General features: G+C 52.2%; 6 protein-coding genes and 2 pseudogenes. 3 read left to right on the top strand and 5 right to left on the bottom strand.

Annotated features, from left to right (window positions below):
- Positions 1-129: 129 nt before the first annotated feature.
- From ACFVS2_RS27305 to ACFVS2_RS27295, 3 genes are all read left to right on the top strand, one after another.
- A complete protein-coding gene (locus ACFVS2_RS27305) occupies positions 130-546 on the top strand; it encodes a DUF6220 domain-containing protein (protein WP_390239530.1) in 417 nt (138 codons plus the stop codon).
- Positions 543-1,166: a DUF2306 domain-containing protein gene (locus tag ACFVS2_RS27300; RefSeq protein ID WP_390239529.1), complete on the top strand. Its 624-nt coding sequence runs from the start codon at positions 543-545 to the stop codon at positions 1,164-1,166. The genes ACFVS2_RS27305 and ACFVS2_RS27300 overlap by 4 nt, the downstream gene beginning before the upstream one ends.
- Before the next feature lie 289 nt (positions 1,167-1,455).
- Positions 1,456-2,151: a hypothetical protein gene (locus ACFVS2_RS27295; RefSeq protein WP_390239528.1), complete on the top strand. Its 696-nt coding sequence runs from the start codon at positions 1,456-1,458 to the stop codon at positions 2,149-2,151.
- Between the two features lie 229 nt (positions 2,152-2,380).
- Here ACFVS2_RS27295 and ACFVS2_RS27290 read toward each other — a convergent pair whose 3' ends face one another.
- From ACFVS2_RS27290 to ACFVS2_RS34620, 5 genes and pseudogenes are all read right to left on the bottom strand, one after another.
- Positions 2,381-16,672 carry an SDR family NAD(P)-dependent oxidoreductase gene (locus ACFVS2_RS27290; protein WP_390239527.1) on the bottom strand — a complete coding sequence of 4,764 codons (14,292 nt, stop codon included), beginning with the start codon at positions 16,670-16,672 and terminating at the stop codon, positions 2,381-2,383.
- Positions 16,673-16,715: 43 nt separating this feature from the next.
- Positions 16,716-18,182 carry a beta-ketoacyl [acyl carrier protein] synthase domain-containing protein gene (locus ACFVS2_RS27285; protein WP_483862260.1) on the bottom strand — a complete coding sequence of 489 codons (1,467 nt, stop codon included), beginning with the start codon at positions 18,180-18,182 and terminating at the stop codon, positions 16,716-16,718.
- Between the two features lie 120 nt (positions 18,183-18,302).
- Positions 18,303-21,539: pseudogene (locus ACFVS2_RS27280) on the bottom strand (beta-ketoacyl reductase); the annotation flags it as partial.
- On the bottom strand, positions 21,427-22,284 hold the full coding sequence (locus ACFVS2_RS34625) for an acyl carrier protein (RefSeq protein WP_483862259.1): 858 nt from the start codon (positions 22,282-22,284) through the stop codon (positions 21,427-21,429). The pseudogene ACFVS2_RS27280 and the gene ACFVS2_RS34625, both read right to left, overlap by 113 nt.
- Positions 22,285-22,431: 147 nt before the next feature.
- Positions 22,432-22,971 (bottom strand): annotated as a pseudogene (locus ACFVS2_RS34620) (SDR family NAD(P)-dependent oxidoreductase); the annotation flags it as partial.
- Position 22,972 lies beyond the last annotated feature (1 nt).

Below are 22,972 nucleotides of genomic sequence, written 5' to 3'. Positions count from 1 at the left end.
ATGCAATGTATACATAAGCCGTTATGACGTTCAGATTTTATCCTTTTTTTAGAAATCGTTTAGGGTTTGTTTTGAACTTGCGTTTAGGATGGGGGTAAGACAAATTATTCAGATGGGAGCGGTTTTTACATGCTTGAGATGAATGAGAAGATCCCCCTTCCCCCTCCTCGTGTGAAAATATTGAGGTACATGTTTATTGTCCTCGCATGGGTGTTTTTTGCTTTCATTATTGTTCAAGTATCACTGGCAGGTCTTGGGCTGTTCGTCAACGGAGAACATTGGGAAATGCATAGAACCTTGGCTCAGTATTTTGCATGGATTCCAGTCGGCATGTTGGTTCCCTCTTTCCTTGGAAAGTTGCCCGTACATCTTCGTTGGATTTGTCTCGGATTATACCTAATGATCGTTGCGCAGTTCCTGACCGTTATTTATTCCTCTAACTTAGGAATCCTATCTGCACTTCACCCGGTTATTGCCTTGTTTCTCTTCTGGGGATCTCTCTCCACCGTAAAACATGCTCATATTCTAGGGGGGAAGAAGTCATGAAACTCCCTAAAATTTGGTGGGGATTATTTCTTGTATCTCTAGTGGTTATCCTTCCATTTATGTATCCCTATTTAACATTAGATCCTACAAACAGTCGAATAACGATTATTTCCGGCACTGTTCACTATCCGTTATTAGTTGCTCATATCGTTTCTGCTTTCATTGCTCTTCTCACTGGTTTTTTCCAATTTGTCGACCGCATTCGCCTGAAGAACCCAAGAATACATCGTTTTCTTGGGAGGGTTTATGTGTACAGTGTGTTTATCAGCGGACTACTCTCTTTAGGGAGTATCTTTTATGCAGAAAATTTCATGAAGGCAACAAGCTTCCTTGTCTTATCTTTGGCTTGGCTGTTCACTTGCTGGAAAGGATACCGTACCGCCATCAACAGGCAATATGAGGAACACCGAAAATGGATGATTCGCAGTTTTGGAATGACATTAGTTGCCATAAGCGCGCGACTTTTAGTGCCAGTATTACTCCTTTTCTACTATATTTTACACGGCTTTTCTCTTCCGCATGGTATGGAAACCGTCATTGGAGAGGTATTGAATGTTAACATTTGGGCTGGTCTGATTCTTAATTTTGTTATAGTCGAGTGGGCTATATTGAAGAAATAGGCTTGCTTAGTCACGCCACATGGGCGATGGAGCTCTACCACTACGGTGATGTAGCCGCGAAGTTTATCCGATGTAATTTTTGCTAGTTCTTTCTCGGCTTCCGCCGCGTTGTCATGTAGATACGCATACAAAAAACGATAGTAAGGTTGTTTTGAATTGTTGATTTGACCGATTAAGTCTATAACATTTTATGTAAAAATATTGAAAAAACACCAAATGATTGAAGGGGCTTAATAAGACAAAAGCGAATCCTAACAGAAAATATTTCTTATGAGAGGGTGTTTTGTTCATGCTTAAAAAAAGTATGGTTTCTGCTTTAGGTCTACTAGTAGTTACAATGTCTTTATCCATTCCTACCAAGGCTACTGAACTCACTACATCTTCTCAGGAAACGTTACTTCAAAATAATTCAACCGACTCTCGTAAAGTATCAAGAATAACTAGTGTTAATTTTGGAGCTACAAGACAAATTTCAAAATCTACTCCGATTCCTCCAGATTGGGTCATTACAACAGTAATGAGTGACTACTACGTCATCCAATATGTAGGTGGAGCAAGGTTGGGTCAGACAGTACAGACTGCTAGAACGACCCCCATTCCAAAAGACTGGGTGATCACTCTTGCAACAAGTGATTTCTTTGTATGGACGTATGTAGGAGGAGCAAGCTTCGGACATTCAATTCAGACCGCAAAAATAACCCAAGTTCCAGAAAACTGGGTGATTACTCTAGCAACTTCGGATTTTTATCAACTGATGTATGTAGGAGGAGCAAGCTTTGGACAGACCGTACAGACTGCAAAGTTCACTCGAATTCCAGCAAATTGGGTGATCACCCAAGCAACTTCGGATTACTTTGTATGGATGTATGTGGGAGGGGCAAGCATTGGAACGACCGTACAGACCGCAAAAATTACCCAAATTCCACCAGGCTGGGTCATTACAACTGCTACATCAGACTTTTATATCCTTACTTATAGAGGATAGTGGTAGTTAGAGTAAACATGCATAATGACACCTACTCGTGAGAGCGGGTGTTTTTTCTCATCTGTCATTGCTATATTTACTGTCACCCTAGACTACATATTATCGTCGTTCATCTTCATTGACACGCCTCAAAATTGCCCAAAGTTTCTCAGTCGCCGCAGAAAAATTTTGGCTTGCCGAAACAAAAAAAGCGAGATACGCATCTGCGTACCTCGCTTTTGTCAGTGTATTATACGAACATGGCGTGCTGCTTATAGAAGGATTGTAAAAAACGTGCCGAAAGCGGCCGCTTTCCATAAAGTTTCTCGCAGAACGCATAAATCGTTTGTCTTGCGGCTTCGTCTTCGAGCATTGTCATATGTGTCGAGGCTTCAACGTCCATCACGTACGCCTGTGGGATCTGTCTAACCCATTCCTCCCAGTAAGGCAGATGGTCGAACGGAACTGCCCCTTCTTTTGCCGTTAAATAAGGTTCCCATGGTCCCATGAACACCCCACTCTGGTTTCGGAAGTAATAGCAGGTCACCTCATCAGGCCGAGGCAGAGGCAGAAGCTTATAGTCTATCAACCCGTAGCGCTGCTGCATGGAAAACTGACGCTCGAATTGCTTCTCCATCAGCCGCTTAGGAATATCCAGTCCTCTATGCTCGGCTAGCTCGGTTAGACGTTCAAAGAATACATCGAATCCGTTGTCGCCATCAATCTCATCCCTATGGATGAGATGACCTTTCTCATCGGTCGAGGCAAAGCCATGGGCGGCTGCCAACGCCATGTTAACGGTTTGCAGGGCTATAGAATTCTGATCGAGGGTCGTACTCTGGACCTCCGGGCTAAACATCGTATCCAGCATGACCAAAGACGATACGGTCTCACCCGCTTCCTGCAGCTGACGCGTCATTTCGTAGGCCAACATACCGCCGAGCGAATATCCGCCAAGCTCATAAGGGCCCTCCGGCTGAATCGCTTGGATGAGTCGGACATATTGTGAAGCAATAGCCACTATGCCCTCAGGTGCTTCATCGCCGGTATCACCGAACGATTGGATACCGTAGAACGGTCTTTTCGCATACGCGGCTAAAGAACGATATACTTCCACGCCTCCGGATGCGCCATGAATCCAAAATACCGGCCTTCCATCCGTAATAGGATTGAGCCGAATGATCTGCTGATTGAAGTTCTCCTCCAAAAAAGAGCCGTCAACATGAAGATCATCGATTTCCGGCGGGAAGTTCGCTTGCACCTTGTCGATCAAGTCTTGAATCGTTTCACAAGTCAACAGATCGGGGAGCTCCATCGATGGAGCAGCCACTTTCTGCAGTCCTGCAAGCAATTGCGCGAGATGAAGCGAACTCAATCCGTAATACATCAATCGCTTATCGGGTTGAATCTCTTTCGGCTTCATGCCAAGAAGTAGAGCGACGCTGTTTAAGACGATCGTCTTTGCATCATTCCCGTTCATGGCAAGCTGAGCCTTTTGTGCGCTCATCTCATCGTTCTTGCTCATCTCAGCTTCGGTCCGCTCTAAGCCCGCTTCCGGTTGGGATTCAAGCCAGCAACGCTGCTTGACGAACGGGTAAGTGAGCAATGGTACGATTCTCCCCTTTCTTCGGCTGCGATACAATTCCCTCCAGTCCATATCGCCGCCCTTTGACCAGTAGATGGCAAGCTTCTCGACATCATATTCATCCATCAAGTGCTTCATATACAGCCGGCCGTTTTTACCAGAAAGGAGCCTGAGCATATCATCCGGAGGTCCGCCCGCATTTCCTTCGTATAACCCGAAGCTCCCGGATAGCGGAACCGAACTGCCGGTATCATCAAGATAGTACGAGAGCGCTGCCATCAATTCTTCCCTGCTGCTAGCTGTTACAGCAAGGCGGAAGTCCGTGGATTCACGACCGACCTGCAGCGTATAGGCCAGATCGTCCAACGAAAGCTCCTCGTTCCGCTTCACATACTGACGTACATGGTACACGGCTTCCTTCAGACGTTCCCGGCTTTTGGCCGAGAGGATCAATAATTGATCTCCAGTTTCCTGTACAGACGGCTCTTCAGCAGGCGGCACATATTCCTCGACAATCAGATGAGCATTCGTACCGCCGGCACCAAAGGAGCTGATCGCCGCGCGAAGCGGGAATTTCCCGCCACGTGGCGCTTCATTTTCCGTCTGCTGCCAGTCCTCTAAACGCCGCTGAATACGGAAATTCGTTTCCTCAAGGCGCAAATTCGGATTCAAGGCTGTGTCCGAGCCGATTGTCGGAACAAGCTGCCTATGCTTTAACTGAAGAACGACTTTTGTTAATTGGGCGATGCCCGAGGCAGCTTCCCCATGCCCGATGTTGGATTTGACGGACCCAATCGGCAGAGCACGCTTCGTACCGGAATGGCTGCGGTACACCTTGTTCATCGCTGCTATTTCAACTGCATCGCCGATGGATGACCCGTTAGCCGCACACTCGATATAGCTGATCGACTCTGGTTTTATGTCGGCCTGGCGCATGCTATCTTCCATCAGTTGGGCTTGCGAATTCGGATTCGGCGCTCCGTAGCCGTTTGTCTGTCCGCCATGATTGACGGCGGTTGATTTAATCACCGCTAAAATGGAATCACCATCCTCGATGGCTTTGACCAGCGGTTTTAATAGGACCGAACCGACTCCTTCCGATGGCAAATAACCGTCCCCGTCCGCGAAGCTTCTGCTTCCAGGATGACTGCCAGCCAAACGCGACATGCTTAAGCCGACATACTTTTGCGGATGAATCGAAAGATTGACACCGCCAGCGATCGCCAGCTCGCATTCCCCCTTCCGCAAGCTTTCGCATGCCATATGGATCGCGACCGCCGAGGAAGAGCACATCGTATCGACAGCGATGCTCGGACCTTTGAGATTAAAGAAATGGGACACCCGGTTGGCGATGGAGCTATACGAGGACAGAGCAAGAAGCGGCTCCTTCGCCGGGTCCTTATTAAGCAAATGATAATGATTGTACATACAACCGGCATACACGCCGACTTTGCTGCCGTACTCATGCTCAAGCGTCTGGCTTGTATATCCCGCTTGCTCTAGCGTGTTCCATACGGACTCGAGAAACAGCCGCTCTTGCGGGTTTATATAAGACGCTTCCATGGGTGAGAGCTGGAAGAAGATCGGATCGAATTGATCGATATCTTTCAGAAACCCGCCCCACTGACAGTAGCTCTTGCCCGGCTTGCCTTTCTCAGGATCATAATACTTGCCGCTTTGCCAACGAACAGCGGGTATTTCTTCAATACAATCCTTCCCGCTCTTCAGATTGTCCCAGAACTGGTCTAAATCGTCCGCTCCCGGATAGCGGCCCGACAATCCGATGATCGCGATATCGGACGCAGGTTGACGCTCGGATATCTCCTCGCGGATCAGCGTCGCTGGCTTTAACACTGGTTTTGTCGCCGCTGGAGCCGGCGTAACGGATAAATGAGCAGCCGCTAAGACCGGTGAAGCTGCCTTTGTTATCACTTGCGTTAGCTCGGGCGCAAGCAGCTGACGGAGCTTACGCTCATAATGACCGAGAAGATATTCACTCAGCGCTTGTATATTTTCATACTCGAAGAACAAGGTTTTCGGCAGCGAGCCTAATTCGTTCTCAAGCTGTGCCGTAAGCTGCATCGCCATAATCGAGTCAATGCCAAACTTGCTGAAAGAAGTCTTGGTATCCATACGATGCAGCGGCATGCGTATATAGGATGACAGGGTCTCCCTTAAGTAGTGCATCGTTCTCTCATACAACTCGTCTGGTCCGAGCAGGTTATCTCTATCTGATTGCCACTCGGCCGCGGGAGCTTGCTGCGCTGTCGCCAACTCTTCCTTGAGCGGCGTTGTGCTCAAAGCCATGTTCGTCACCGCAACTTGGTGCTTCCCGCTTGCTAGCGCAGCGTAAAGCGCTTGAATGCCCTGCTGGCTCTGCATCGCTTTCATTCCCACGCGCTGCTCCATCATCGCTTCCGTTGCGGGATCGACGGTCATGCCGCCTTCCTGCCACAGCGGCCAATTCACCGAAAGCGTATGTCCTTGCCGCTGGCCAGCCGCTGCCAGCTCATTCCGATAAGCGGCGAAGGCATCCATAAACCCGTTTGCTGCCGCATAATCCGCCTGCCCATAGTTTCCGAGGCATCCGGAAAGCGAGGAAAACAGAATAAAGAAGTCGAGCTCCAGCCCGCTTGTTGCTTTGTCCAATGCTATGAGCCCATCCACTTTAGGTCCCAAGACAGCAATCAAATCGTCTGTTGTTTTATGGATCAGGAAGCTATCCTTCTTCATACCTGCAGCATGAAGGATGCCGTTCAATCGGTCATGTCGTGCTACAATTCCACTCATCAGTGCCGCCATGTCCGATTCCTTGCGAACATCTGCGGTATGATACTCCACGTGTGCACCTAATTCGCGAATCGTTTCCAATTGGGCCTGACGGTTACGGTCAAGCTCTGACCTTCCGGTTAGAATGATTGCCGCTTCACGGGATTTCCTAGCGATATCCTGTGCGAAGATCAATCCAAGTCCCCCGGCACCGCCCGTGATGAGGTAGACGCCTCTGTCCTTCCACGGCGCTTCCACCACAACGTCCGCCGTATTCAGGCCTTCGATTACCGCTTCATACCTCCGGCTTCCTTCATAGCGAATATGGCTGACCGATGGATGACGGCCGTCAATCTCTATAAAGGAAAGCAGTTGATCGGATGAGACGGTTGCATCAAATTCGATTAACTGGCACCATACATTCGGATTCTCCAGATGCGCCGTCTTCAACATACCGGCTAATCCGGCGTATAGCTGCTGCTCACCGGAAGCGGGGATCAGCAGCTGGATCAGTGTCTGACCGCCAAACTTGTCCCTTAAGATCTTCTGAATGTCAACCATGAGCTGCTCCGCATAGCCGGCATACCGTTTCTCGATCACCGGCCCTTCTGCTTTCAGCACCTTGCACGCCGCCTCAGGGAACGCTCGGGCCAGCTGCCCGTTCATGCTTTGGTTTTCTTCCAGCAGATACATATACCGCCGGGTGATTGTGCACGCTTCGCTTCGGTCTTCATCATTGCGTTCGGCCCATGCCGGATTCCATAGAAGCGGAGCGTTTTCTTCCATAGCCATTGCCGCTTCCGATTCCTCTTCCAATTGACGCGAAGAGAGGCCTTGCAGCATCGCGCAGTGTTTTCCATATTCATCATAGATGTCGATATCAAGCTTTTGAATCGCTCCTGTTGTGGTGCTTCCGGAGCTTCTTCGAATCCATGCCCACATGACCGCTGTACTTGGACCCAAAATCACCAAACGGTCCAGTGCATAAGGAAGTCCCGGCCTTAATGCTGCTTCCGAGCCGGTTCCTCCTTCCGAATCTACAGGTAATGCGGCCATTCCGATTGATGCTTGCAGCGCCGAATCGATCATGCCCGGATGAAGCACATAATGCTCCAGTGTGGACAAGGCGGAATCCGCAATTTCCAAACGGGCCAGCAGCTCGCCTTTACCGACCTGGATTCGGTCAATAGCACGATGGCCAGGTCCGTAATCCATGTCTAGCCGGCCAAGCATGTCATAACATTGGTCGCCGGTGATGAGTCCGACGTCACATCTAGCCTGATGTTCTTCGAGCAATTCGGTATGCGCCACTTGAACGGATTCGCTTAATGCCGCTGTTCCTTGACAGTGAACCGTTCTTCCCGCCGGATGACCCGGTGCTTCCGTATAAATTTCGAAGAAGAAGTCCGCTTCGGAATTACGCTGTAGATGAATGTTCACTGTGACGGAACGATCTTCCACGACGATTGGCTGCGCCCATCCGATATGCCGCAGCAAGACGGGTGACGTTGGCTGACCTGATTCTTTTTCGTATGCTTCCGTCACAGCCGCCCGCGCCATCTCCAGATAGGTGACGGCAGGTAGCACCTTTCGACCTCGAACTGAATGATCCGTCAAGAAAAACTCCGTCCCCGTCAGAACCGTTTGAAACAAAAGGCCTGAAGTGTCGCTCAACGAAGCGCGCTGAAGGTTCAGAGGCAAAGATTCGCTAGACGCTTTCATAGGTTTGCGTCTTTGTGGTTCCTGCGGCGGATAGTCAGTATTCGAAACCCAGTAACGCTCTTTGGCAAACGGATATGTCGGAAGCGGAACACGCGAATAGGAGTCGCAGGCAAACAGCTGACTGTAATTCAGCGCATAGCCTTGAACATACAATTCGGCTGCCGTGGACAGATGCTCCAGATACAAGCCTGGATTCGTGCACGTTTGGCAGCTCTCGATCGCGGCATTGCCGAACCGCTTTAACGATTGCTGCTCGCGAACGTCGTTTTCCGCTAACTCGGATACGTACACCTGCGCCATTTTACCGCGCGATAGCCAGTTGGAGAGCAGCTGTTTTAACTCTTCAGCGTCTTTGACGATAAAGGCCAACCGGTGATTCATGTGACGGCGCCCAACCAGCAGTGTATAGCTGATGTTTCCCGCATCAATGCCAGGTACCCGCTGGCAATGCTCCAACAGCCTCTCGGCTTGCTGCTTCAGCTGTTCCCGGCTGCGGGCTGACAGCGTAATGAGATAAAACGGCCTCGATGCATGCATGCGCAAAGGAGCTGGAGCCTCCTCAATGACCATATGCGCATTGGTGCCGCTGAAGCCGAAGGAGCTGGTGGCTGCAATCCGCCTTGAACCCGATGGAACCGCCCAATCTTTAATCTCCGTATTGACATAGAACGGGCTGCTGGAAAACTTGATATGCGCATTGCCCGTCTCATAATGCAAGGAAGGCGGGATTTGCCGGTTTCGCAGCGACAGCAAAATTTTGAAAACGCCTGTGACACCTGCAGCTGCGGTTGTATGACCAATATTTGTTTTTATTGTGCCGATCGCGCAGAACTGCTTTTTATCCGTGTAATGGCTGAAGGCACTGTTCAATGCTTCGAACTCGATCGGATCGCCGAGACGGGTTCCGGTGCCATGCGCCTCCACCATTTGAATCTGCTCCGGATGAATGGCGAAACGCTCATAGACGGACTTTTCCAGCCGTTCCTGTGAATTGGCGCTTGGAGCGGTTATGCCGTTTGTCGTCCCGTCCTGGTTAATGCCCGAACCCTTAATAACCCCGTGGATATGATCGCCGTCGGCAATAGCATCCTTCAGCCGCTTCAGAACGACGACCCCGACCCCTTCGCCAGGCACGAAGCCGTCCGCCCGATTATCGAACGTGTGACATTTGCCCGAAGGAGACAGCATGCCGGCCCGGTTGGAATTGATATAAAACGTTGGCGTCGTTTGGATAAATACGCCCCCTGCCAGCGCCATCTCGGTCTCGCCGGTCCATAAGCCTTGGCAGGCAAGATGGATGGATACGAGCGAGCTGGAGCAGGCGGTATCCACCGTAACGGCCGGCCCCTGTAGATTTAAATAATAGGCGATTCTGGCTGGAATAATGGATGGAGCATTCCCCCACATCGCTTGCGGAGGCGAGTTGTCTCCGATATGGTGCACATAGTCGCCGATATTGTAGCCGACATACACGCCGCAGGCACGACCCTCTACGCTCTGGCCCGCATAACCCGAATCCTCCAGCGCCTTCCATGATTCCTCCAGGAACATGCGCTGCTGCGGATCCATATAGGTAGCCTCGAGTCCGGAAATATTAAAGAAGGACGGATCGAACTTATCGATCTCATCCAAGAAGCTGCCGTGATTGCAGTAAGGCATGCCTTTGGGTGCATACTTCGATAGATCCCACCGGGTAACTTCTTCAACAAGATCATGACCTTGAGCCAAATGGTCCCACAATTCATCCAGCGTGTTCGATTTGGCAAAACGGCCACTCATTCCGATTATGGCGATGGGTTCTTTAACTGCTGCTTCCGCAGCCCGAACGGATACAGCTGCCTCGGCCGGCTGCGCGGACGCCTTCGTTTGCAAGGATTCGAAATGGACAGCTTGCTCCTCCCTTTCAAGAGGAATTGAACCTTGCTCGTAAACGGCAGCGAGTCGGTCGCTAAATGCGGACACGACAGCCTCTTTATGCGCAGACAGCAAATAACCGGCCAGTTGATTGATCGAACTGTAGTCAAAAAGAATGGTCGTCTTCATCTCAATCTGCAAACGTTCGTTAAGCGTATTGACGATATGCACACCGGAAATGGAATCAAGCCCGTAGTCTGCGAAAGAGTCATCCATATCGAGCGATGATTCATCCAGCTTCAGCGTTTCCGCCAGCTGGGAGGCGATCAACGATTTGATTTCATCCTGGAGCATCTGCTCATTCAAGGCAAATAAGCTGTCTTCGCTTTCGCTTCTGGAATCCGCATGTGCTACATCATTCCGCTCTTTCGTCAATGTTGAAACGGATTGGGTTACAGACTGCTGAGCGCTTATTCCTTTCCGCTGTTCCCATCTAGACTGTCTGATGATTCCATCGCTTTGCGCCGCAACGATTTGCTGTCCCAGGTCGTGATGATCCCGGGCTAGGAAGCCGATCGCACCGAAGCCCTCCCTCTCAAGCAGCTGCTGCCAGCTTTCGGGCGAGAGCGCCGGACTGCCCGGGATCCGAATGCCGGGATCGTCATACAGCCACCAGCCTTCCAGCAGTCCGAACGTAAGATGGGTAAATAGGGCGCCGCTGCTTATTTCATTTAAAAGCAGCCATCCTCCGGGCTTCAATGCCGCTTTGGTGTTGCGAACCGTCGTCCGCATGTTACGCGTAGCATGAAGGACGTTCGCGGCTATGACAAGATCATACTGACCGGCATCAACGCCTTGCTGCGCAAGAGCTTGCTCGACGTTGAACGTGCGATACGTCAGGAACGGATAGCTAGGTCCGTATTCCTTCTGCGCATGGAGCAGGAACATTTTGGATAGATCGGTATAGCAGTATTCCGCAATATGGGTCTTATAGAGAGCAAGCTTGGCAAGCACGCCCGCAGACGTACCGCCTGTGCCCGCGCCGATTTCCAGAATACGAATTTGCGCCTGCGGATTTTCCTGTACACGCTGTCTGACTACATGCAGGGCTGCCTCGGCCACTACATCGTTGAAATAATCGGCTACCGGATTGCTCTTGTAAATCCCCTCTACAAGTTCCATTGACGAGTTCGGAAAGAGCACGTCAGTCGCTGCGGATTTCCCTGTAAGGACGGCCGGCAAGGACTTCAGCGTTGTTTCTACCAATACGATTTGCGCTCTTGTTTTCTCGTCCTCCCGCCATTTAGCGGTATGCTGCCTCCACTGCTCCCATACCGTCCCGTGTTCGGTGCTTGCCGTGACTGACGTAACCGACAGAAGATGGCCGCTGCGGGACAGCAGCCCGAGCTCTACGAGAACAGTAACGCTCTGACTCAGCCATTCGGCATACAGCTCTTCGGCGATTCCTGAAACAGCCATTGCCTGTTTCAGATCGAACGTTCCGGAAGCGAATAACCCCGTTTGTCGAAGCTGCACGAACAACAGCCTGCCAAGAAGTGCGTTCATCTCATCCGTCTTCTCCGCGTTCTCACGCTTCAGCTGTCCGATATCGGGTCGCTCAGAGGCGGCAGGCAGGCTTCGGCCTGCTTCAGCTGACCGCTGCCCTGCAGCAAGAGCCGTAATTTCTTCTTTGGGATTCATGCTTTCGACGGGGATCGGCTTCGTCGTTTTCATGACAGCCAGCTGCAATTGCGGCTGGTCAAGCACTCTCTCGATCGCCTGCATCGCTTCCTCCGGCTCGATCAGCCCGATTCCAAGCTCCTGCAGCATCCGGTATTGTTCCGTATCCTCGACCTTGTCGCTTGACCAAAATCCCCAGTTCAGAACTTTAACACTGCAAGACCACTGCTGTGCCAGCAAGTGCGCGAGAGCATCCTTAAAGACACAACCGGCCGCATAATGAGCCTGCTGTGGATTCTTAATGAAGCTAATGAGCGACGAGAAGAAAAGTACGAAATCCAGCCGTTCCTCGCGAAATACCTGCGCCATCCTGACGCTCACGTCAACTTTAGCGGAGAGCGCAGCTTGAAGAGCAACCTCATCCATTTCAGCCAAGCTATACTCGTTTAATACCATTGCCGAATGAACGACGCCGTTTACAGAGCCAAAGCGCTGCTTAATCTCGACATAAGCCTGCGAGAGCGAATGGATGTCCGATGCGTCTGCACTCCAATACCGAATCTCGGGACCACGATCTGAAAGACTGTGAATTTTGGTTCGAATGGCGTCATTCATCGGGCTGCGGCCAATCCATACGATTTGCGCTTGATAGGTACGAATCATATACTCCGACCATACCATGCCGATCCCGCCGGCGCCGCCGATGACGACATATACGCCTCCATTCCGGTACACCGGCGCCTTCGGAGCGGGAAGAACAGTTGGAATCAGCTGCATACGGTGCCACTCACGCCCTCTGTATACTGCAGCCCCGCCTTTCCGGTCTGCAGGGACCCGGAACATCTCGGACACCGGCCATGTCGAATCCGACTCCAAGTCGATAAGACGAATCATCCAGTTTGGATATTCTTTAGCAAGCGAGCCGATCAGTCCGTGAACGCCTGCCTGTGCCGGTTTTATGATGTCTTTCTTGTATACCGCTTGGGCCTGGGTCGTGATGACCGTGAGACCGACGGGCCTTGAACCGTAGCCGGATTGCAACAGCGCTTGAATAAACCGGAAGCAGCTGAGCGTAGTCTGATTGTGAGCGGTAATCAGCGCATCGTCCAAGACACCGTCATTAGCAGCAGGATCACGAACTGCCCATATAAAATGTCCGATATCCTCAAAGCCGGAAATCTTCCGCTTGATATCAGCCACGGATGCGTCTTCGTCATTACCCAAATTTACGGAACCCGGATATAGGGCTAGGATTTGCGCGAAACGTTCGTTGCAGAGACCAAATACAGCGATCCGTTCCGTTACGGCAGGGAAAAAGTCGCCTTCCGACTCAACGGTGAACGTATCCCACACCGGAGTAAACTGCCGCAGCATATCCTGCGAACCGGCACCTGCGTCAGCTTCCACGATACGTTGGTTAGCGTCAATTACGGCTGAGCTTTCTCCCTGAGGCGAGATCGGACTTGCCGCTTTGGTTGTGCTTCCTGCTTGCTGTACCGCTGTTGGCAGGCTGTCCTGCGGTTTCGCCGCAACCGGCAGCCAGTATCGGTTTTTCGCAAAAGGATAGGTCGGAAGATGCATTTTTCTCGGTTTATCGGCACGGTAAAGCCGTCCCCATTCGATATCGCCGCCCTGAGCCCAACACTGTGCGATTTCAGCCATGTTTCCTTCTGTGAACCAACGGTCGTCCGTCTTCGCCACTTCCGCCAGCACGCCGGACTTCTTCTTCAGCTGACCTCTCCAGCAGTTCGGAACAGAAGGTTTACCATCCGCATATGCTTTCAATTTCTCGACCAGTTCCCGGATGCTGCTGACTAGAAAGACAACCCGCTCTTCCATTTCTTCGCGTCCGGTCTGAAGCGTATACGCAATGGACGACAAGCTCATCTCCTGAGATGCCCCGCCTTCCGCATGACGATTGCGATTCAGGATCAGATGCAGCGATTCGGCGGCATCAGAGATTGATCGAAGCTCGTACCAATCGATGCTTTCGCTTTCGCTCTCGATTTCATATTCCCGCAGCAGTTGATCCCGGACAGCAGACAGGTGAGCCGTCTCCATGCCGTATTCCGACCAGTCTTGATCGAAATCGATGTCTTGTTCTTCCACCTTCAGAACAGTTGAAACCATTCGCAGAATATTGGCTGCCAGCCCGCTCTGTGATTCCATTTCCTTAACGCTAGCCACGTATCCAGCCTCATCTGCAAGGAACCGCGCTAACCGATCCGCATACGCTTTCAAGCGATCTTCATTTTTGGCCGATAACGGCACAATGACGGCAGACGGCTCGCCGCTCGCGGAAGAAGCCTGCTGCGGCACCCATTCCTCTAGAATGACATGCGCATTTGAGCCGTAGGCGCCAAAGGAGCTGATCCCTGCCCTTCTCGGGTATACCGTTTCCTTTCCTGCTTCGATCAGCCGAGGCTGCTCCCATTGTTCTACCTGTCGCTGGATATAGAATGGCGATTGCTCAAAATCGATATATGGATTCGTTTCGCCGGAATGTAGCGACGGCACTAACGTTTTATGATGCATCTGTAGCGCAACCTTAATCAATCCGCAAACCCCGGCGGCGGACTCGCCGTGACCGACGTTGGATTTGACCGAACCGATAGCGCAATATTGACGGTCATCCGTATAGCGGGAATAAGCTTTAACCAGTCCTTGGATTTCGATGGGATCGCCGAGCGACGTGCCTGTGCCGTGCGCTTCCAGATAGCTGATCGTTCTCGGATGAATATTAGCCTTATTCAGGCAGTCTTCAATCAATTCAGCTTGCGAAACCGGACTGGGCACCGTAATGCCGCTAACCGTACCCACATGGTTAATTGAACTGCCTTTGATAACGGCATATATCTGATCGCCATCCTTGACGGCCGCGCTGAGCGGTTTTAGTACGACCGCGCCAATCCCTTCTCCGGATGTGAATCCGTCGCCGTCTTTACCGAACGTGCGGCAATAACCGTCGCTCGAATGCATGTTGGCCATGCCGAACGTTTTATATTTGCCGGGGTGAAGCGACAAGTTGACACCGCCCGCAATTGCAGCTTCACATTCTCCGCGCCGGATGCTCTCTACTGCCATGTGGACAGCTGTCAGCGATGCGGAGCACAGCGTATCGACTGCCAGACTGGGGCCATGAAAATTAAGCGAATAGGAAACCCGGTTCGCCACGTACGAGTAGCTCAAAGAAAGCGGGAATAGCACGCCTTGCGCCATAAGATCCGACCCGAGTAGCGCATAATCCTTATGCATAATACCGGCGAACACGCCGACAAGGTTCCGTTTGTTCGGTCCTCTTGGCGTTACGAGGCTGGACGGACGGTATCCAGCATCTTCAATGGCTTCCCAGCAGGTTTCAAGAAAAATCCGCTCCTGCGGGTCCATGAATTCCGCTTCGCGAGGCGATATGCGAAAGAACGGCGCATCAAAGCAATCCGGGTCATCAATGAAGCCGCCCCATCTGGAAACCCCTTTACCCGAAGGAGACTTTAAGTCTTCAAACTGTTTCCAATCCCATCGTGAAGGGGGAATTTCGCTGATGCAGTCTTTGCCGTCCTTCAGATTTTGCCAAAACTCGCGGAGATCGCTTGCCTCTGGAAAACGGCCTGACATTCCGATGATTGCAATATCCTCTTCTTGCGATGTTGATGCCTCTGCGCGGCTGCTGGAATCTGCAGGTGTCATCCTGTTGTCCCGATGTTCTTCAAGCTGCAATCGGGAGGCATCGATTCCATCGCCCGGTGCCGGTGCGAAGCTTTCATCCGCGAATGCCGAAGCGTAGTGTTCGGCCAAGTAAACGGATAGGTCTGCAATCGTCGTATATTCAAAAAGCAGCGTAGGCGGAAGCGATACGCCTACCTTCGCTTCAATTCTCTTAACCATCTCCAGCAAGCCTGGGGAATCCAATCCCATCTCATAATAGCCCGCGTTCCGATCGATATCCGCTTCAGCCATATTCAAGCGCTCAGCCAAGATGCCGGCCAGAAAAACGGCCGCCTGAACGGCGGAAGTGCGCTCCCCGCTGAGAGCATGCCCCGCTTTGACTGGCGCCGGTACTGTGACGGACGGGTCATCTCCACCTCCGGAGACGGCAGATGAACCGATCCCGGATGCCGCCCTCACCAGCTTCACCGTGTAGTTTTTCATTTCTGCTACTTTGCGGCCCTTGCTGTCGAATAGCTCCAGCGTCATGCTGAGCAATTCGTTCTTTCGTTGAACACTGGAAGCGAGAACCTGTGTATAGCAGCGCTCTTGAATGAGCTGCTCCGCACGAAAGGATTCAATATATAAGGGCAGAAACAATTGCTGCTCTTCCCCGACATGCGTTCGCAGCAATATCGAGGCACCTGCACCGCTTGCATCTAACAAGACGGGATGAAACAGCACGGCTTCGGCGCTGTCGCGCGAATTGCGATCCAATGCAAGCTCGATGAGCACGCCTGTTGAGGTTTGGAAGGTTTGCCCTTCTGCTTTCATCATGCCGGTATGGATGAGGCCTAGCGCACGAAACTGCGCATAGACCTCCTCTAGATCGACGGAAGCATCCGCCTGATTCATGGCTTGCCCAAGATTGATCGTCTTATCAAATGAAACGGGTTGAATCTTCCGCATTTGGGCATCGGCATATCGTTTCGCCTCCAGGCTGACCGCTCCATCCCGCGATTCGCGGCCTTCTACAACGATGCTCCAGCATCCCGCTTCCTTCTCTTCCACAACAATATCGATCAGCACCTCGTAATCGTGACCCACCGCCAAGGGATGATAAATCGATACATGGCAAAGCTCCAGCTCTCTCCAATCGTACCCGTTATCCCGAAATACTTGGTAGATCAGGTCGACATAAGCCGGACCGGGCAGCAGTTCCTGACCAAAGGCTTTATGGTTGCTCAGGATCGGATGATCGCTGCTTAATAAAAATTGTTCTTTCATGAAATAGTCCCCCTTGAATGCGCTACCCCTGAGCCCTATGGGGTTATTTGGGTTTAGTTCCGCCCCAGAATGATTTCGGACTGCTGACCTTCCGCTCTTCCGCTTTCATTTTCCATATATTCGTTCGGCTCTTAACCGTCTGCGAATCAGACGATGATACGCTGACCGGTTTTCCGCACTCCTGCCATTCTTCCGGCCAAGGCAGCGGCTTCCGTATGGCATCGCCTGAGCGCTCTTCCTGCCAAGATTCTATAACCGCATGAACATTGGTGCCTCCGTCGCCAAAACAGTTTATCGCCGCTGTTCGAACCGATTCACTCCAGTTCTTCGTTTCTCGGTGAAAGAAAAACGGGGACGCTTCCAAATCAAAGTGCTGCATCGGCAGCTCGCCCGATAAAAACGGTACAAACTGGTCATGATCGAGCATCAGCACAACCTTAATGAAGCTCGCAATCCCTTCGGCGCTTAGCGGGTGACCGATATTGGGCTTGATGGAGCCCAAGGCGATAGCGGCATTTCCACCGTTGCCATAAACCTGCTGAATCGTCTTGAGCTCCAACAGATCGGTTACTTCCGAGCCTGAGCCGTTCGTTTCGATATAAGAGACGTCAGACGGATTTCTGCCGCTCTTCTTTAAGGCAGCGAGCATGACGTCCTTCTGCGCCTGCATATTTGGAGCCGCCGGCCCCGCGGTTCTCCCATCGTTATTTACGGCGATTCCCTTGATAACGGCGTAGATGCGGTCTCCGTCAGCCAGCGCCTGCTTCACTGTTTTTAACAGGACAACGCCGGCGCCTTCACTGAGTACAACGCCATCAGCCCTGCCGTCAAAGACGTGAAATGTCGAGCTTTTGCTCAAAATGCCGCGCTGACCGAATAGTTTGTGCGAGAAGTCGCTGTTCAGCAGGCTGACCCCTCCCACCAATGCGGACACCGTATCCCCGCTCCGCAGGCTTTGAATGGCCATGCTCATCCCGGTCAAGGCAGAGGAACAGGCCGTATCGATCACCATGCTGGGACCCCTTAGGTCAAAGAAACGGGATATATTAGCAGCCAAGTAATTTTGGCCGACCGCGACGATCGGATTTCTCGTTTGAAGGAGCAGTTCCTCGCCCGGCCAATACTGGGTTCTGGCACCGATATAAACGCCAACGGCCTTTCCTTTTACGTCCGCACGGTTATACCCTGCGTGATGAAGCGCTTTTACACTTTCCTCCAAGATGAGTAGTGCCTGCGGGTCCATCGCTCTGGCATCCTCGTCCGGAATATGAAAAAACGACGGATCGGCATGGCGAAGCGCATCCAGCAGCCCTGCATAATAAAGCTGGTCGCTCCCCCATCGTTCCTTTGGAACCGGCCGTATCGCGCTTCGGCCTTCCGTGAGCAGCGACCAATAATGGGTCAAGTCCTTCGCTCCCGGAAATCGGCAGGACATCCCGACGACCGCTATACCCTCCTCGCCGATTCGTTCCTGATGAATCGACTGACGGGAGATCTCCGCTTCAGGCATGGAAGGAGCATCGCTAAAATCATGAATTGGCATTGACTGTTCATGCTCCTGGCACTCCTGGCCCCCCGACAGCAATTCCCGGGTCAGCGGCTCGCCGTATGAGGCCGTCAACCAATCTGCGAGCGACTGAATGGTCGTATGCTCGTAAAGCACCGATGGGTCGATATCCTTGCCTACGGTGCGGCTTATTGTCCGAATTAATTGCGCCAATATGATCGAGTCTGCACCATAATCCTGAATCGGTATGTGAAGCTCCAGCTTGGATCGCTCAAGCTTCAATTCCGCTGCAAATAAATCCACCAGCCATGAACGTACGGCTCCCGGCAGCGATGCTTGTGACTCCAAGCGCACTTCCGATGGGCCGGAAGCGGGATTCCGCGTGGTGAGGCTGCTTTCAAGCCGTCGCATAAGCAGACGCTCCGGCTGCCACTTGTCAGGTTGAACGACAGCAGGCAAAACGACCGCTCCCGGCGACTTTGCAATTATATGATCGAGCAATCTCAGCCCTTCCCGGTCGGTCAGGCTGTGCATACCGGTGGCAAGGAAGGCGCCGCTTTGCACCTCGCCCATGCCCGATTCTTTCCAGCTCGGCCACTGAATGCTGATAATGGGCCTTTGATTCGCATGAGCCTGCGCGAAATAATCCATAAACGAATTGGCCATCGCATAATCGCTTTGTCCCGCAGCCAGCGATGGAACAACCGCCGATACGGACGAGAATAGAGCAAAAAAGGCAAGCGGCTCATCCTTGAAACATTCCCATACGGACATTAAGCCTTCCACTTTCGGCTCCAATACCTGCCGTATAACAGAGGTTGGCTTGTGAACAAAAGCCGGATACTCCCGGTCGCCGACGCCCGCGCAGTGGATCACGCCTCCTGCCGGTCCCCATTCATCTCGAATATCAAGAAGCGCCTGCTTTAGTGCATCGGTATCCGTTAGCGGGATGGCGAGCGTCCGCACGTCAGCCCCTATCTTCTCCAATTCCTTGACCAAACGGATCTTATTCGCCATTGGTGAAGACCCGACCGCCTCGTATTCCCATGCTTCCCGGGGAGGCAGCGCTTCTCTACCGAGCAGGACAAGCCTTTTTACGCCCATGTTTTCAACGTAATGGCGTGCACACAATGCGCCTAGTCCCCGCGTTCCGCCGGTAATCCACAGCACATGCCCCTCCGGCCACGAAAACGGCTTGGCATTCTGTGCCGTCTCTTGCTCCCGCAGGCATGCGCGGAAACGCACGGCTTTGCGGTAACAAATTTCCGGCCACTCGCTGTTACCATGCAGTTCTGCAATCAATTGTTCCGCCCAGGCTTTATCAGTATCCGTAGCATCCAGATCGACATGACTGGAATGAATATTGGCGTATTCGCTTTGCAGCATACGGTATAGTCCGGCTCTGCAAGCTCCAGATAATCGCACAGTATCGCTGCGGAATCGCTCAAGACCTTTCGTTACGCCGATCAATTTGATCCCTTTGCTTCGTCTTACATCTATTAGCCGCTGGAGCCAAGGCAATCCTTCCAGGTTCCAATCCGCTTCGCTGCTGCAGCCTAAAAGGTCAATGCAAGCATCGAAATCCATCTCCTCGACCTCTCCCGCTGTCATCTCATCGAGTTGGCGAGGATGAAGGACGACAGCGCCGGGAAGCCGGGATTTAAGCTCCATCGCAAGCTCGCGGGTTCCATCCTCAGTAATGATAGCGACTTTACCTGGCGGTTCACCTTCGACCGATGCCTGCTCTTCTATCCATTCTTTGCAGAGCAAACGTGTCGTATCGGGCTTAAGGGAGTCTGCGGAAGCACCGCTTGAGACCTCAAGCGGTGCTTCCGGCACCCAATAGTGGTCCCGAGAGAACGGATATACTGGCAAATGGATACGACTTTGCATCTCGTCCCCGAATAATAAATCCCCCTCCAGGCTATAGCCTTGGCAGTATAACTCGGCCAGCGCGATCAATGCTCCCCGGTATTCACTCGAAGCCTTGTCCATAGATTGGATTTTATGAAGCCAATCGACCCTTTCCTGCTCCTTCGCCTTGTCGGCTTTAAACATCCGTTCTACTTGTCCGAACAAAATATGCGGGCCAGACCGCTTCTCAGCCGCAGCCAACCAGGCTTCTATCGCTTCCTCCTTGCTGGAGGCAACAATTACGCAGCGATTAGCAAACGGCTGTCTGCCTTCGAGAAGCGTAAGGCAAATTTGTGATAATTCCACCGATGCAGGCTGGCTCGCCATGTAATGGCGCATATCGTCTATTTTCCGCAAAAGCGCATCCTCACTCTTTGCTGAAAGGGGAAGCATATAATACGCTGTTTGACCGGAATTGCTGCTGTGCCGCTTCTCGTTGTAGCTCTGAAGGACGAAATGGGCGTTCGTACCGCTCATGCCGAACGCACTTACGGCACCGGTTAACGGCGCGCCTGAGCTGGAACGCCATGGCCTCGGCTCGCGGTTCACATAGAACGGGCTCCCTTCAAATCGTATATAATCGTTTTCCTTATCCATATGAAGACTTGCAGGTATCGTCTCATGACGGAACGCCTGGACGAGATTAACGAGGCTGACTAGGCCTGAAGCTGCGAAGCTATGACCAAAATTAGTTTTGGGAGAGGTTAACGCGCATGTACTTTCGTTCAACGCTGCCCCTTTAAACGCTTCCTGAAGCGCGTGGATTTCGACAGGATCCCCCAGCTTTGTACCCGTTCCATGCGTAACGATATACTCGACCTGCTCCGGATTCACGCCGGCCTGCTCGTACACCGAACGGATGAGGCGGGCCTGCGCTGCCGCATTCGGCGCCGTAATTCCGTTCGTTTTGCCATCATAATTGATGCCGCTGCCGCGGATGACAGCATAAATCGGATCGCCATCTTTCTCCGCCAAAGACAATCTTTTCATCACGACGGCCACGACCGCCTCGCCCGGTACCATACCGTTCGCTCGGTTGTCAAAGGCATAGCATTTGCCGTCCGGCGAGAGCATGCCCGCTTCCCTCATCCCGTTCAAATACAACGGTGTCAGCATAAGGTTAACACCCGCGGCGATAGCCGTATCGCATTCGCGGTTGCGAAGGCTGACACATGCTTGATGTGCGGCGACCAGCCCGGAGGAACATGCGGTATTGATCGACATAACAGGTCCGCTCAGGTTAAGGAAGTACGAAAGGCGAGATGCCAGAATCGCATTGTTCGTGGATGTCACGCTGCCTGCCCCTTTAGCGATAAACTGGTAGTCGCCATCCTCAGCTCCGACAAATACGCCGATATTTCCTTCCCGCAGCTGCTTGCTCCCGTATCCTGCATCCTCCAGCGCTCGCATCGACTCCTGCAATAACAGCCGCTGCCTTGGGTCCATCAGCTCCGCCTCGCGCGGAGAGATTTCGAAGAAGGCAGGATCGAACGCTGACGCCCGGCACCCATCCGCACGTCCAGCTCTCACCGTTCATGAGATTGCTTCGTACTTCCGGCATCGGCTGAACCACATCGCGGCCATCCCGCAGAATACGCCACATGTCTTCAACCGAACGAGCCTCAGGAAACCGTCCGCTCATGCCGATAATCGCAATGGGCTCCGGAAATGGATGGCTTTGTGTTTCAACCGCAGCGACGGGTTCTTCAACCGGTTTAGATGGCTCCGTATGAACGGATTCCAGAGCAGCCGCTTCCTGATGAAAATCCAGTCCATCATCAGGACGAAGCTCATATCTGTCCTTGTAAAACCCGATCAGGTCGTCACGATGCTCCCGCAAGTAAAAATGGATAAGCTTCTCCACGGTCGGATAGGAGAAGAAGACGGCTGGCGTAAGATCAATGCGGTAATGCTTGGTCAGCGATGAAGCCAGCTCGGCAAAGCTGATAGAATTGAAGCCGAAATCGGAAAAATACTGTTCCTTGTCGATCCGGTCAATCGGGATCGCTACTATTCGACTGATATGCGCCTTCAGGTCTTCCTCCAGCAGCTGTTCTACATTCGACTCAGCATGTTCTGCCCGCTTCGCGATTGATGTCAACGGCGCCGCCTTCACCGGCTTTACCGCTTCCTGTCCAGTTGCCGGCTCCAGACCTAGAGAGCGGCGGACGCTCTCCCGATTCCCAGCCATCACAAGATGATTGGGCTCGTCCTGTGCTAAGAGAAGCTCAAGCAGCGCGATCCCCTGCTCGGCTTCCAAGGCACGCTGGCCGCTTGCTTGAAGATACATTTTCGTCATAACCGGATCCCCGACACTCATGCCGCCATCCTTCCACAGCGGCCACTGAATGGAAACAATCGACCCGCCATGTCGTCGATCTCCTATGCGAACACGGGAAGCCCGCTCCGCGTAGGCGGTCATGAACCGGTTACTGACAGCGTAATCGCACGATCCGAAATCGCCCAGTACAGCGGATATAGAAGAGAAGTAAGCGACAAAATCAAGCTCGCGTTCTTCTTGAAGCAGCTCATCAAGCAGGAGCGTACCGGTAATCTTCGGTTGTATGACTTCGTGAAATTGCTCCGTTTTCTTCTCCAGAATGCTACGGCCGCTTTCCATACCGGCTGCATGGATAACGCCGTTTATGCTTCCCGATAAAGCAGCCCGAGCTTCAACAAGTCCTTGCTTCATGGCGGCATAGTCACACACGTCCGCTTGGATCGCGAATACGGCGGCGCCTGCCGCTTCAAGCTTTTTCATCATCGATCTTTTGCGAGCATCAATGGATGACCGCCCCGTCAGGATAAGCTTGGCCTGATACGTTTTGGCCAAATGCTCCGCAACGACCATGCCGATTCCGCCGAAGCCGCCTGTAATG

The organism is Brevibacillus sp. NPDC058079, from assembly GCF_042885155.1.
Classification (GTDB): Bacteria; Bacillota; Bacilli; order Brevibacillales; family Brevibacillaceae; genus Brevibacillus.
The sequence above is the reverse complement of the archived record's forward strand: the minus strand, read 5'-3'. Positions and strand labels throughout refer to the sequence as shown.

Excerpts from the sequence above, each read along its gene's own strand:
- ACFVS2_RS27295 (WP_390239528.1), top strand. The coding sequence starts at position 1,456 with ATGCTTAAAAAAAGTATGGTTTCTGCTTTAGGTCTACTAGTAGTTACA.
- ACFVS2_RS27305 (WP_390239530.1), top strand. The coding sequence starts at position 130 with ATGCTTGAGATGAATGAGAAGATCCCCCTTCCCCCTCCTCGTGTGAAA.
- ACFVS2_RS27300 (WP_390239529.1), top strand. The coding sequence starts at position 543 with ATGAAACTCCCTAAAATTTGGTGGGGATTATTTCTTGTATCTCTAGTG.
- ACFVS2_RS27290 (WP_390239527.1), bottom strand. The coding sequence starts at position 16,672 with ATGAAAGAACAATTTTTATTAAGCAGCGATCATCCGATCCTGAGCAAC.
- ACFVS2_RS34625 (WP_483862259.1), bottom strand. The coding sequence starts at position 22,284 with ATGGCTGGGAATCGGGAGAGCGTCCGCCGCTCTCTAGGTCTGGAGCCG.
- ACFVS2_RS27285 (WP_483862260.1), bottom strand. The coding sequence starts at position 18,182 with ATGCCTGAAGCGGAGATCTCCCGTCAGTCGATTCATCAGGAACGAATC.